We start from the raw sequence: 12,565 nt of genomic DNA, 5'->3' as shown, positions 1-12,565 counted from the left end.
CACCGTCGGCTGCTTCGGGCCGACACCTCCACTGCCCTTGGTCTTTCCGCGCCATGCGCATAAAGAGACAATCTTGATCGCTCACTGCCAGAGCGCCCTGCCGTCTCCTTCCTAAGTGAGCGCGCGTCATATCGACTTGAGTCAACAGGGCAGCAGCTATTGGCGCGCACTGATTACTACTAACATCAGCACCGAAGTGAACGAGGCTCGCGCACTCGATTGTATTCGCAATGGATCCAGGTCGAGGGCGGTCGTTAGAAAAACCAAATAAATTGACAGCTCTAGCCAAGGCGATTTCAATTCAGCCACAACGCGGCATAGGATCCACGATCCTATGGATGACTTACCCCCCAACCTCAGAGGAGACTGCTGGACACAATCGACTACAGATTAAATCCGACTTCCCAAGTGAGATAGAAAGCCTCCACAAAGGTGATTTTTAAAATACCCATGAGACACCACGCAACAGGGAGCATTTAGCGCATTACATGTACAGCGATTTCAGATTTTTTCTCCGGAACGAAGCTATTTCTACAACTTCAGAGAAAGTCATGTAACTCGTCCCATGCCCAATTTTCACATTATCACGCCACCAAGCGAGCCGCCCCTTGGTATGCGCATCCAAGAAATGATCAAGCCCAGCAACGAGACAGTATTGATAAGCAGTACCACTTCCTGGAGGCGTACCCTTTAATGCGACTGAGACCTTAGGGTGCGACACAGCTTCGCCATGACCGAACGAGCACCAATCAACTAACTGACTAAATCCATCTAGAAATTTTGCGCCATAATACGGATACGATCTAGTCGACTGACGAAACAGTGTATCAGGAAGGGCACCCTCCATTTCCGCGAAGCAGACTGTGGACGTACCAACCTTGTTCTCGGCAAGAATTATCCATGCGAAATCAGCACGAAAATTAGATAGAGTCATCTCTCTAGCGACAAAGCTAGGCATGAACCCATGCACAGCGAATGCCAACAGAGAAATTCGCTCTACGCTGGCGCCGAACCAATCGACCAATGTCTTTTCATCTAGCCCTGCTCCTGTAGCAACAGCGGTTGCGAGCAGCCTTTCAAGAGCGTCAATATCCGCATCCCACCTCTGTCCGATGGCATTAGCATCAATAGAATGAAAGGTACTGGGTACAACCAGATTTGCCTGCGCCGAGCCGCCCTGAGCGGCAGATTTGGTTACCTTGGAATTCTTCTTTAGAGCCACGTTCTTCCTTGAGCGGAGCCAAACAAAAAAACCTAACGAAAGGCATTAAACTCGCGCGCAGTGAAAACTGAAATAATGGTGCTTGCACCACTCTCTTCTTTTTTGAAGATCACACGCACATCACCGTTCTTTGCCGAATAAGTATCCGGCAATTTGGTCTGTTCTATATGGCGAGAGCTAGTAACCTCAGCACTCAAAGCTTTGCGAGCAGAAGCCGTCAACGCCCTCCAACCATATTCGGCGGCAGGGTGCACTCTTAGCTTAGACCTAGAAGCACTTCGTTTTGAAGTCGTGGCTTTCATGGCGTCTGATCTTATTTCTTCACTAATAGAAGCTACTTCTTTTGCATTGAGAGCGCAAGTCAAGCCGTTTGCGCCGACCGATGAGAAGCTTCTTCCAAAGCCTAACAATGAACGAACGAAAGGCAGTGCACCACTCCGAGCTTTGATGTCTATAAAAATCAATTACTTAGGATCCGGGCATGCGCTTCCTGATCTGGCCCTTTCTGCGTCCGATGACGGTATGAATACCGGGCGGAGGGGCGGATGAAAGGGCGTCAACCCACGCGAGTCCTCGGCCTCAGGAAGCGAGCGAAACCGTCGTCACCAATGCTCTTGGCCTCCCCCTCGAGCTCTCCCTCTTCCACGCTCGCCCCCGCCGCGAGCAGTGCCTCGGCGATCTGACGCTTCGCCTTGAAATCGAGCTGCAGGTCACGGGCTAGCCAGACCAACGGAGGCTGATCATCATCGTCGTCTGTATAGGTATACGCGTCCGGGTCCAGCCCAGTAGCCAATAGCGCCGTCACAAGTTCGACATCCCCCATCACGCAGGCGTTGTGCAGTTGGGGATACATCAGTGACCGCCCACGCTCCTGCAGGCCTACTGGCAGCGCCTTCACTGCGTCCAGCATCTCATCGAAGCGCTCGCGGAAAGCCTCACTGCCCCCGTAGAGGTCGTCGAAACCCATGGCGGCTGCAATGCTTGCGTTCATATCTTTTCCTCTCTGAGGTTGAAGAACCATCACCTATCCAAGTGGGTGCTACGCGCTACGGCATCGGCTTAGGTCAATTGCGCGCTGTCTGTAAAATATGCCGGTAGTCGCCTTTCCCGGGGTCGTCTGCCGCGTCACGACCCTGCTTCGTCTCGGGCAAAAGGCCGCACTGGCACACCCATCGCATCCCCTGGCGCCCAACGCGCCTCCAGATCGTTGGCTCGCTGGGCGGCTTGCGCCTCGCAGAGTTCATGCATCGCTGCCTGCAACACCTTTGCGTAAGCGGCGTGGTAGGGCTCACGCGCCTCTCCGTCGACCCAAGGTGCCTGAAGGGCTACCTCGACCGTAGCATCCCAAACGTCACCCCGTTCAAGCGCACAGCTGAGCACCTGGTCGCTCACCACCAAGACATGGCCAGCTAACCGACCGTCCACCAGCACCCACTCGTGGGACACCCCGGCTATGTCATCGAGCGTGGCCAGCGTAGCGATGCGGCCCAACTTCTTCTGCAGCCGGCTTGCGTCGTCCCGCGCCTGCCGCAAGGCCAGTTCGATTTCCAGCTCACGGACCCGTTGCTGGGCCGCGTCAAGTTCATCGATCAAGCGACGCTCTCTGACGCTGCGCCCCACGCGCGAGGCCTGCCAAGCGACAAGTTCCGTGTAGGGGTAACGAACGTGCTCGTTCGCCCCGCCACCAACGCGGCCGGCGCCTTTCACAAAGGGCGGCCCTGCAGGAGGCGTTCGACGGCGCCACTCCCCGAGCGTGTCGAAGTGCACCCCGAGGTAACGCGCCGCCGCCTTGGAGCTGATCGTCGGAGGCGGCAAGCCTGCGGCGGCTTTGTTCAGTTCAGCATCCAGTGCTGCAGAGCGCTGTTCGAGGTAGTCCTCTTCTTTACGCTGGCATTCCATTGGGTCGCTCCTTACTGGGCGTCGCGCCGGTTTCTTGCTGAGAAAATGGAGACTGGGGCATCGCCGGACTCGTCCAGCCGAGGCTTGTCCGTCCCCTTCAAACGATTCCAAACACGGGGACTCGTGGCCACCATGTGCTCTTCAACCCGCCCCATGGCCTCGCGGAGCTTGGACCACTCCTGCTCGGTGTAGCGCTCCGAGACAGCCGCCATGCGATCCTCGCCGCGGCCCAACGTTCTGTGGTGGAGCAGTTGGGACACGATCCGGCTCTCGCCAAACAGGAGGGCGGCGTAACGGCCGAGCGTCCGGCGCAGATCGTGGATGGTCAGACCGATGTCGACCTCTGCCCGAAGATCGAGCAACCCCGCGTCCCGGCGCACGTTTGCCACGATGCTCTTGCTGTCCGAGTAGTGCCCCGTCGTGCTTCGGTCCGATCGGGCGGGGAACACGAACATGGTTTTGGCCAGCGCGCGGCGCGCCCTCTCCACCTCCTTTTCCAGCCGGTCCAGCAGATCCCGGCGAGCACGCCTGGCTCGGGCGGCGGCCAACACTTCTTCCGCGTCCGCCAAGTCTTGCTTGAGCCTGGTTTCGTCCGCGCGCTCGTCGAAACGCCGCTGCAAAATCTTTTCAGCAAAGTAGGCCACCGGCAGGTAGCGCTCCTCGCCATTCTTGGTGTCAAACAGGTAGACCTGAGACCCTGCCCGCCTCGTGTAAGGGTTGACCTCCTCCGGCCCGGCCAACCATACCCAGGACACTTCCGACTGGCGCAGCTCGCCCGGGGAGCACCGGTCAAACCAGCGCAGGGGAGCGGCCTCGCCGCGGCGGGTGCCCCAGAGCAGGGTCAGCAGCAGGTAGTCCGCGCCGGTGGCGTTCAAGCCGCCCTGCTCGTCCCGCCTGGCCAAAATCACCTTCAGGACGGTGGGCAGCGTGTCGTCCCCCAACGGATTGCGCACTTCCGCGCGCTCGTAGTGTCGGCGCAGTGCTTGCGAGTCCCGCAGCATGTCGTCGTCGTGGATGACTTGGAACGGGTTGTAACGCAGCACCGGCTCCCGCTGCTGCTGAGCCGCCGCTTTGCGTTCCCGCTTCAGCGCCAGGTCGACCGCCCTCTTCGCGTCTGTGAACGCGTGCTCGGTCGACGCCAAACCGGCCGCTTTGACTCGCTGGATGTACTTCCCGGTCACGCCCAACGCTTCGAGCTGTTGCGTGGAGAGCGCAGCCCAATCCGGCTGATCAGCCAGCGCTTGGCGCATCGGGGTAGGGATCCGGTTGGAGCGCACCATGGACGATCGCCGCAGGCCGTCGAACGCACGGTGGATGTCCTTGTCCAACAGCTGAAGGATCGGCTTGTCCGCCAGCCCGACTTCCGGGCGGGCAAACCGCGCCAGGCTGTCCTGGATCGCTCGGATGCTGGCGGGCTTGGCCTTCTTGTTGCGCACGCGCTTCTTCAGGTCCTCAACGTAGGCCGCAAAGCAATCCGCTAGCGTCAGCCCCTTCAGCTCCACCAGCTGCTCGGCTCGGGCCTCTTCCTTCGAAGGATGCTCGCCCGTTTCTCGAACGACCGCCAACTTCCGTCGCGCCAGCTCGTAGGCTTGCTCCGGTCCGATGTCGGTGACGCTGCCCAGGGAGAACCGACGAACCCCCGCCGGGCCTCGGACCACGACTTCGTAAGTGGTGCGGGTGGTGCCCACGTAGAAGCCAAAGCCCGTTGGCGCTCCCTGATTGCCGTCCAGGACGCGGTAAGGCTTCCCGGCGTCTTCGGGCAGTCGAGGGGCGATGACTACCCTTCCCTGCTTGCCTTCGACGGGACCTTTGGCCACGCTCAGTTCGCAGATTTGCCGGTAGGTCAGCTTAAACTTGGTGCCTCGGCGGCGCGGGGCCTCTGCCTGCGCCGCAACAACCGTATCCATGGTCGATCCGCCGTCTGTCCGTCGCAACATCGATTTGATCCTCTTTGAGTGACTGGCGCAACCGCGGCGCAACGAAGAACCCCGTTACTTGCCGCAAGTGGCCTGGATTGATCGCTACAACCCGTAGGAAGTTCTCTTGCAAACCACTGATTCAAAAGCGAAACCGTCTGCATCGAAGGCCAGTGCAGAGCACACGCCCCTCATGAAGCAGTTCTTCGCGGCCAAGTCCGATTATCCGGACCTGCTGCTGTTCTTCCGCATGGGTGACTTCTACGAGCTGTTCTATGACGACGCCCGCAAGGCCGCGCGCCTGCTCGACATCACCCTGACCCAGCGCGGCAGCTCCGGGGGCGCACCGATCCCGATGGCCGGCGTACCGGTACATGCCTATGAAGGCTACCTGGCACGGCTGGTGGCGCTGGGCGAATCGGTGGCGATCTGCGAGCAGATCGGCGACCCGGCGCTGGCCAAGGGCCTGGTCGAGCGCAAGGTGGTGCGCATCGTCACCCCCGGCACCGTCACCGACGAAGCCCTGCTGGACGAACGCCGCGACACCCTGCTGATGGCCCTGTCGCGCACGAAGCAGGGCTACGGCCTGGCCTGGGCCGACCTGGCCGGCGGCCGCTTCCTGGTCAACGAGGTGGAAACCGACGACGCGCTGGAAGCCGAACTGGCACGGCTGGAACCGGCCGAGCTGCTGGTCCCCGATGAAGAGAACTGGCCGGAGTTCCTGCGCCAGCGCACCGGCGTACGTCGCCGCGCGCCGTGGCTGTTCGACGCCGACAGCGGCCGCCGCCAGCTGCTGAATTTCTTCAAGCTGCACGACCTGAGCGGCTTCGGCATCGACGACAAGCCGCGCGCCACCGCTGCGGCCGGCGCCCTGCTTGGCTATGTCGAGGAAACCCAGAAGCAGCGCCTGCCGCACCTGACTTCGATCGCGATGGAAACCGCCGGCGAGGCGATCGCGATGAACGCCGCCACCCGTCGCCACCTGGAACTGGACACGCGCGTCGACGGCGACACCCGCAATACCCTGCTGGGCGTGCTCGACAGCACGGTGACGCCGATGGGCGGGCGCCTGCTGCGACGCTGGCTGCACCGCCCGCTGCGCCTGCGCGAGGTACTGGTACAGCGCCACCATGCGGTGGAAACCCTCATCGATCGCGGCAGCGACGCCGACATCCGCGAACAGTTCCGCCGCCTCGGCGACCTGGAACGCATCCTCACCCGCGTCGCGCTGCGCTCGGCGCGCCCGCGTGATTTCTCCACCCTGCGCGACGGCCTGGGCCTGCTGCCGGCCGTGCGCGAGGTGCTGGCACCACTGGATTCGCCGCGCCTGCAGACGCTGCATGCGGCGCTGGGCGAACACGACGAGTGCGCGCAGCTGCTGGCCAGCGCCATCGCCGAGATGCCGCCGCTGAAGCTGAGCGATGGCGGCGTGCTGGCCGATGGCTTCGATGAAGAGCTGGACGAGCTGCGCCGCCTGTCCACCCATGCCGACCAGTTCCTGGTCGACCTGGAACTGCGCGAGCGCGAGAGCAGCGGCATTCCCACCCTGAAGGTGGGCTACAACCGCGTGCACGGCTACTACATCGAAATCAGCAAGGGCCAGTCCGACCGCGCGCCGGTGCACTACACCCGCCGCCAGACGCTGACCAATGCCGAGCGCTACATCACCGAAGAACTGAAGGCGTTCGAGGACAAGGTGCTGTCCGCGCGTGACCGCTCGCTGTCGCGCGAGAAGTACCTGTACGAGCAGCTGCTGGACACCCTTGGCGGGCAGCTGGAACCGCTGAAGCAGTGTGCCGCCGCGCTGAGCGAACTGGACGTGCTGGCGGCCTTCGCCGAACGCGCGCAGGCGCTGGACTGGGCGCGCCCAGAGCTGCAGGCCGAGCCGTGCCTGAAGATCGAGCGCGGCCGCCACCCGGTGGTCGAAGCAGTGCGCGAGCAGCCGTTCGAACCCAATGATCTGGATCTGCATGCGGACCGGCGCATGCTGGTCATCACCGGCCCGAACATGGGCGGTAAATCGACCTATATGCGGCAGAACGCGCTGATCGTGCTGCTGGCCCACATCGGCAGCTTCGTGCCGGCCAGCCGCGCGCTGATCGGCCCGATCGACCGCATCCTGACCCGCATCGGCGCCGGCGACGACCTTGCCCGCGGGCAGTCGACCTTCATGGTCGAGATGGCCGAGACCAGCTACATCCTGCATCACGCCACCGCCCATTCGCTGGTGCTGATGGATGAGATCGGCCGCGGCACGTCCACCTACGATGGCTTGGCGCTGGCCGATGCAGTGGCCCGCCACCTGGCCTACCAGAACCGCTGCTACACGCTGTTCGCCACCCACTACTTCGAGCTGACCGCGCTGGCCGACGAGCAGCACGAGGGCGGCCGCAGCGGCATCGCCAACGTGCACCTGGATGCCGTCGAGCACGGTGAAGCGCTGGTGTTCATGCACGCGGTGAAGGACGGCCCCGCCAACCGCAGCTTCGGCCTGCAGGTGGCCGCACTGGCCGGCCTGCCGCGCGCCACCGTGGCACAGGCACGTCGTCGTCTGGCCGAGCTGGAGCATCGCGGCGGTGAGAGCCATGCCGCCGAGCTGGCGCCGCAGGCACTGGATGCGCCGCAGCAGTTCGGCCTGTTCAGCGCACCGGCCAGCAAGGCGCAGGATGCGCTGGCGGCCATCGACCCGGACGAACTGACGCCGAAGCAGGCATTGGAAGCCTTGTACCGGTTGAAGGCACTGCTGTAGTCGCAGCGCACGCCCAAGGCCTCTCGCCTACCTTGCGGGAGGCCTGTTGAAAGGCTATGCAAATCCGATTCTGCGTTTCAATTGACAGAATCTATCAACCTGAATGGATCATTCGATTATTCATTTCATCTGGCCCTAGCTACAGTCGAGTGAAGATGTTTCTCCCACGTCTTCACCGCCACCAGGAGCCAGCCGATGAGCCAGTCCGACAACAACAACGCCAAGTGCCCGTATCACACCGCCCCGTCGCCGGAGCAGGGCGCCGAGCAGCAGCGCGAGCTGAGCACCACGCCCAAGCAGAAGCACGGCGATGATCCGGTCACGCCGATGACGACGGCCTTCGGCGCACCGGTGGTGGACAACCAGAACAGCAAGACCGCCGGCCCGCGTGGCCCGCTGCTGATGGAAGACGTCTGGCTGCTGGAAAAGCTGGCCAACCTCAACCGCGAGATCATTCCCGAGCGCCGCATGCATGCCAAGGGCTCGGGCGCGTTCGGCACCTTCACCGTCACCCACGACATCAGCAAGTACACCCGCGCCAAGCTGTTCGAGAAGGTCGGCAAGCAGACCGAGATGTTCGCCCGCTTCACCACGGTGGCCGGCGAGCGTGGCGCCGCCGACGCCGAGCGCGACATCCGCGGCTTCGCGCTGAAGTTCTACACCGAAGAGGGCAACTGGGACCTGGTCGGCAACAACACGCCGGTGTTCTTCCTGCGCGACCCACGCAAGTTCGCCGACCTCAACAAGGCGGTCAAGCGCGACCCGCATACCAACCTGCGCAGCGCGCGCAACAACTGGGACTTCTGGACCCTGCTGCCCGAAGCCCTGCTGCAGGTGACCGTGGTGATGAGCGACCGCGGCATTCCGCGCAGCTTCCGCCACATGCACGGTTTCGGCTCGCACACCTACAGCTTCACCAACACCGACGGCGAACGCTTCTGGGTGAAGTTCCACTTCGTCAGCCAGCAGGGCATCGAATCGCTGACCGACGCGCAGGCGCAGATCCTGGTCGGCCATGACCGCGAAAGCCACGGCCGCGACCTGTTCGCCGCGATCGAGAAGGGCGACTTCCCGAAGTGGAAGCTGTTCATCCAGGTCATGCCGGAGCTGGAGGCGGAAACCTACCGCGTGCATCCGTTCGACCTGACCAAGGTGTGGCCGAAGAGCGACTACCCGCTGATCGAAGTGGGCCAGTTCGAACTGAACCGCAACCCGGTCAACTGGTACCAGGACGTGGAGCAGTCGGCGTTCGCGCCGAGCAACCTGGTGCCGGGCATCGGCCCGTCGCCGGACAAGATGCTGCAGGCGCGCCTGTTCGCCTATTCCGATGCGCAGCGCTACCGCCTGGGCGTGAACCACCACCAGATTCCGGTGAACGCTGCGCGCTGCCCGGTGCACAGCAACCACCGCGACGGTGCGATGCGCGTGGACGGCAACTACGGCGGCCTGCCGCACTACGAGCCGAACAGCTACGGCCAGTGGCAGGAGCAGCCGCAGTACCGCGAGCCGCCGATGAAGATCCGGGGCGACGCCGACTTCTGGAATTTCCGTGAGGACGACGCCGACTACTTCAGCCAGCCCGGCGCCCTGTTCCGCAGCTACAACCAGGCACAGAAGGATCGCCTGTTCGCCAATACCGCCCGTGCCCTGGGCGATGCGCCGGACTTCATCAAGCAGCGCCACATCGACAACTGCAGCAAGGCCGACCCGGCCTACGGTGCCGGCATTGCCGCGGCGCTGAAGGCGCTGGCCAGCCAGCCGTCGGATCCGTTCAAGCCGGCACAGCCGGAAGCGGACTTCCCCACCGCGACCCCGGGCGCCGAAGATATCGAGCTCTGATCGCCCTGCTCCGTGTACGGCACGCCGCCTCCCTGTGAGGCGGCGTCGCCGTTTTAACGGTCTGCGTCGTACCTTCTGCACGCCCAACCCCAATCAAGGATTCCGCAGATGAGCCTGACCGACGAACTTCTCGCCAAATTGCAGGGCGCCCCGCTGCAGCAGGTGTCGCAGCAGCTCGGCATCAGCGATACCCAGGCCTCCGGTGCGATCAGTGCCGCGCTGCCGGTGCTGATGGGCGCGCTGGGCAACAACGCCTCGCAGCCGCAGGGCGCGCAGGCCCTGCTCGGCGCCTTGCAGAACAACCACAGCGGCCTGGACCTGGGCAGCGTGCTCGGCTCGGTGCTGGGCGGCGGTGGCGGTGGTGCCGCCAGCGACGGCGCCGGCATCCTCGGCCACATCTTCGGCGGCAGCCAGCAGAAGGTGGAAACCGGCCTGGCCCAGGCCACCCAGCTCGACAGTGGCCGCACCAGCCAGCTGCTGCAGATCCTCGCACCGATCGTGATGGCCTTCCTCGCCCAGCGCCTCGGTGGCGGCCAGGCCGATGCCGGCTCGCTCAGCCAGGCGCTCGGCCAGGAAAAGCAGCAGGTGCAGCAGCAGGGCGGCATCGCCGGCGGCCTGCTCGGCAGCGTGCTGGACCAGGACGGCGACGGCCAGTTCGGCATGAGCGACCTGCTCAAGCTCGGCGGCAACCTGCTGGGCGGCAAGCGCTGAGGCAAGCGGGCGCCGGAACTGGTCCGGCGCCCCGTTACCTACAACGCGTCGATATCGCCCAGCGCACGGATCAAGCGCCGGGCGCGCTTGTCCGGCTTGTGTTCCGGCGGCTGGAAACCATCGCGTGCAGCGATGCGCAGTGCACGCTGTTCGGCACGGCGTGCCTTCGAGGCCTCGCTCTCTGCATACAGCTGCTGCGCCGCCGGCGCAGGCCCACGCTGATCGCTCAGCCCCAGCACCTGGATCTCGAAATGTTCCTCGCCGCGGTCGACCTGCAGCTGCTCACCGACGCGCACTGCGCGTGAGGATTTCGGGCGCTGCCCGGCGACGCTGACCTTGCCGGTTTCGATGGCCTGCTTGGCCAGGCTGCGGGTCTTGAAGAAACGGGCCGCCCACAGCCAGATGTCCAGGCGGACACTGGGCGACAGCGGGGAAAGCTCGGGCATTGGTGCGTGCTACTCCGGTGGCTTGTTCAGGGGACGCGGATGATCGGGGTCGGTACGGCAACCGCTGCCCCCGATCAAGGTGGGTACGCCAGCAGACAGATCCTGGCGCTGGCTGCCGACCAGGCACTCGGGGCGGTCGGTCGGCCGCACCTGGGTATCGCCCAGCCGGTCACCTGTCGAACATGCGGCCAGCGCGGTGCCGATCAAGGCCAGTGCCAGGCTTCGCTTCACCTGCAGTCGTTGATGCATTGCCACATCCCGCAAACCGGCTTGGTGCTAGTGTGCGCCTCCCGGGATTCGATCACCACTCCATGGCCAAAGCGCCGCTTGACCTGACCTCCGGCCCGATCGGCCGCAATCTCCTGTTGTTTTCCCTGCCGATCCTGGCGGGCAACATCGCGCAGTCGCTGAACGGTTCGGTGAATGCGGTCTGGGTCGGGCGCTTCCTCGGCGAGGCGGCACTGACCGCCACCGCGAACGCCAACAACATCATGTTCTTCCTGATCGGTTCGGTGTTCGGCTTCGGCATGGCCTCGACCATCCTGATCGGCCAGGCGATCGGCGCGCGTGACATCGCGCAGGCGCGGCGCGTGGTCGGCACCAGCGCCACCTTCTTCATCGGCCTGTCGGTGATCATCGCCATCGCTGGCTGGTTCATGGCCCATCCGCTGCTGGCGGCGATGGGCACGCCGGCCGCCTCGCTGCCATTGGCCGAGGCCTACCTGCAGATCATCTTCCTGGCGATGCCGACGCTGTACGCGTTCGCCTTCCTCACCGCCGCACTGCGCGGTGCCGGTGACTCGCGCACGCCGTTCCGCTTCCTGATGGTGTCGGTGGCACTGGACATCGTGCTGAACCCGGTACTGATCTTCGGCATGGGGCCGTTCCCCGCGCTGGGTATCGCCGGCTCGGCCTGGGCCACGCTGGTCGCGCAGACGCTGTCGCTGGCCGGCCTGCTGCTGTACATGCGGCACAAGCGCCACACCCTGTGGCTGGGCCGCGCCGACATGCGCCTGTTCAAGCTCGACCTGACCATCCTCAAGGCGCTGGTGCTCAAGGGCGTGCCGATGGGCCTGCAGATGGTGCTGATCTCGCTGTCGGTGATCCTGCTGATGACCATGGTCAACCAGTACGGCACCGCTACCGGCGCGGGCTATGGCGCCTCGCTGCAGCTGTGGAACTACCTACAGATGCCGGCGATGGCGATCGGTGCGGCCTGCTCGTCGATGGCCGCGCAGAACGTCGGTGCGCAGCGCTGGGATCGCGTGCGCGGCACCGCGCGCCAGGGCGTGCTGTTCAACTTCCTGCTGACCGGTGCGCTGATCCTGCCGCTGGTGGTGTTCGACCGCCAGCTGCTGGCGCTGTTCCTGCCACCGGCCAGCCAGGCGCTGGACATCGCCCGCCACCTCAACCACGTGGTGATCGGCTCGTTCCTGTTCTTCGGCGTCAGCTTCGTGATCTCCGGCGTGGTGCGCTCCACCGGCGCGGTGATTCCGCCGCTGCTGATCCTGGCCGGCTCGCTGTGGGGCGTACGCGTCCCGTTCGCCGAACTGCTGCAGCCGTACTGGGGCGCCGACGCAATCTGGTGGAGCTTCCCGGTCAGCTCACTGGTGTCGATGCTGCTGTCGCTGGCGTATTACCGCTGGGGTGGCTGGCGCAAGGCGAAGATGATGGGCAAGCCCTCGCATGCCGAAGAACTGGCCACGCCCTCGGAAATTCCCGCCTGCCCACCGTCGCCGGTGGCCGACCCGGATGCGGCGCCGCTGCGGTAGTGCCGGCCGCT

11 protein-coding genes are annotated in these 12,565 nt (G+C 64.0%); 4 read left to right on the top strand and 7 right to left on the bottom strand.

The window, feature by feature from the left end:
- Positions 1–484: 484 nt before the first annotated feature.
- The 5 genes from D5301_RS21390 to D5301_RS21370 all read right to left on the bottom strand — a co-directional run bounded on the left by D5301_RS21390 (position 485) and on the right by D5301_RS21370 (position 5,028).
- On the bottom strand, positions 485–1,222 hold the full coding sequence (locus D5301_RS21390) for a hypothetical protein (RefSeq protein WP_153856816.1): 738 nt from the start codon (positions 1,220–1,222) through the stop codon (positions 485–487).
- A gap of 32 nt (positions 1,223–1,254) precedes the next feature.
- Entirely contained in the window at positions 1,255–1,524 is a 270-nt protein-coding gene (locus D5301_RS21385) for a hypothetical protein (protein ID WP_153856815.1), read from the bottom strand.
- A 254-nt stretch (positions 1,525–1,778) separates the two neighbouring features.
- Positions 1,779–2,213 carry a hypothetical protein gene (locus D5301_RS21380; RefSeq protein WP_153856814.1) on the bottom strand — a complete coding sequence of 145 codons (435 nt, stop codon included), beginning with the start codon at positions 2,211–2,213 and terminating at the stop codon, positions 1,779–1,781.
- Positions 2,214–2,347: 134 nt separating this feature from the next.
- Entirely contained in the window at positions 2,348–3,121 is a 774-nt protein-coding gene (locus D5301_RS21375; protein ID WP_153856813.1) for a nucleotide-binding protein, read from the bottom strand.
- 11 nt (positions 3,122–3,132) lie between these two features.
- Positions 3,133–5,028 carry an integrase gene (locus tag D5301_RS21370; protein WP_228756478.1) on the bottom strand — a complete coding sequence of 632 codons (1,896 nt, stop codon included), beginning with the start codon at positions 5,026–5,028 and terminating at the stop codon, positions 3,133–3,135.
- A gap of 202 nt (positions 5,029–5,230) precedes the next feature.
- Here D5301_RS21370 and mutS point away from each other — a divergent pair, with 202 nt between their 5' ends.
- The 3 genes from mutS to D5301_RS21355 all read left to right on the top strand — a co-directional run bounded on the left by mutS (position 5,231) and on the right by D5301_RS21355 (position 10,336).
- The gene (gene mutS / locus D5301_RS21365; RefSeq protein WP_228756477.1) at positions 5,231–7,786 is read left to right on the top strand and encodes a DNA mismatch repair protein MutS; all 2,556 of its coding nucleotides are present in this window, start codon (positions 5,231–5,233) and stop codon (positions 7,784–7,786) included.
- Between the two features lie 327 nt (positions 7,787–8,113).
- Positions 8,114–9,625 (top strand): catalase, encoded by a 1,512-nt coding sequence (locus D5301_RS21360; RefSeq protein WP_194936662.1) that lies wholly within the window; start codon positions 8,114–8,116, stop codon positions 9,623–9,625.
- A 108-nt stretch (positions 9,626–9,733) separates the two neighbouring features.
- On the top strand, positions 9,734–10,336 hold the full coding sequence (locus D5301_RS21355; protein ID WP_049446404.1) for a DUF937 domain-containing protein: 603 nt from the start codon (positions 9,734–9,736) through the stop codon (positions 10,334–10,336).
- Between the two features lie 38 nt (positions 10,337–10,374).
- On the opposite strand, the gene D5301_RS21350 is transcribed toward D5301_RS21355, so the two are convergent.
- Complete coding sequence (locus D5301_RS21350; RefSeq protein WP_110711637.1) at positions 10,375–10,782, bottom strand: RNA-binding S4 domain-containing protein; 408 nt, start codon at positions 10,780–10,782, stop codon at positions 10,375–10,377.
- Between the two features lie 9 nt (positions 10,783–10,791).
- Positions 10,792–11,031, bottom strand: coding sequence for a hypothetical protein (locus tag D5301_RS21345; protein WP_110711636.1), 240 nt, complete (start codon positions 11,029–11,031; stop codon positions 10,792–10,794).
- A 62-nt stretch (positions 11,032–11,093) separates the two neighbouring features.
- Here D5301_RS21345 and D5301_RS21340 point away from each other — a divergent pair, with 62 nt between their 5' ends.
- Positions 11,094–12,554 (top strand): MATE family efflux transporter, encoded by a 1,461-nt coding sequence (locus tag D5301_RS21340; RefSeq protein ID WP_153856809.1) that lies wholly within the window; start codon positions 11,094–11,096, stop codon positions 12,552–12,554.
- Positions 12,555–12,565: the final 11 nt, after the last annotated feature.

Origin of the sequence: Stenotrophomonas sp. MH181796 (assembly GCF_009659995.1) — a bacterium.
Taxonomy (GTDB): Bacteria; Pseudomonadota; Gammaproteobacteria; order Xanthomonadales; family Xanthomonadaceae; genus Stenotrophomonas; species Stenotrophomonas riyadhensis.
This window is presented reverse-complemented; position numbering and strand designations above follow the sequence as displayed.

Excerpts from the sequence above, each read along its gene's own strand:
- D5301_RS21385 (WP_153856815.1), bottom strand. The coding sequence starts at position 1,524 with ATGAAAGCCACGACTTCAAAACGAAGTGCTTCTAGGTCTAAGCTAAGA.
- D5301_RS21380 (WP_153856814.1), bottom strand. The coding sequence starts at position 2,213 with ATGAACGCAAGCATTGCAGCCGCCATGGGTTTCGACGACCTCTACGGG.
- D5301_RS21375 (WP_153856813.1), bottom strand. The coding sequence starts at position 3,121 with ATGGAATGCCAGCGTAAAGAAGAGGACTACCTCGAACAGCGCTCTGCA.
- D5301_RS21370 (WP_228756478.1), bottom strand. The coding sequence starts at position 5,028 with ATGGATACGGTTGTTGCGGCGCAGGCAGAGGCCCCGCGCCGCCGAGGC.
- mutS (WP_228756477.1), top strand. The coding sequence starts at position 5,231 with ATGAAGCAGTTCTTCGCGGCCAAGTCCGATTATCCGGACCTGCTGCTG.
- D5301_RS21360 (WP_194936662.1), top strand. The coding sequence starts at position 8,114 with ATGACGACGGCCTTCGGCGCACCGGTGGTGGACAACCAGAACAGCAAG.
- D5301_RS21355 (WP_049446404.1), top strand. The coding sequence starts at position 9,734 with ATGAGCCTGACCGACGAACTTCTCGCCAAATTGCAGGGCGCCCCGCTG.
- D5301_RS21350 (WP_110711637.1), bottom strand. The coding sequence starts at position 10,782 with ATGCCCGAGCTTTCCCCGCTGTCGCCCAGTGTCCGCCTGGACATCTGG.
- D5301_RS21345 (WP_110711636.1), bottom strand. The coding sequence starts at position 11,031 with ATGCATCAACGACTGCAGGTGAAGCGAAGCCTGGCACTGGCCTTGATC.
- D5301_RS21340 (WP_153856809.1), top strand. The coding sequence starts at position 11,094 with ATGGCCAAAGCGCCGCTTGACCTGACCTCCGGCCCGATCGGCCGCAAT.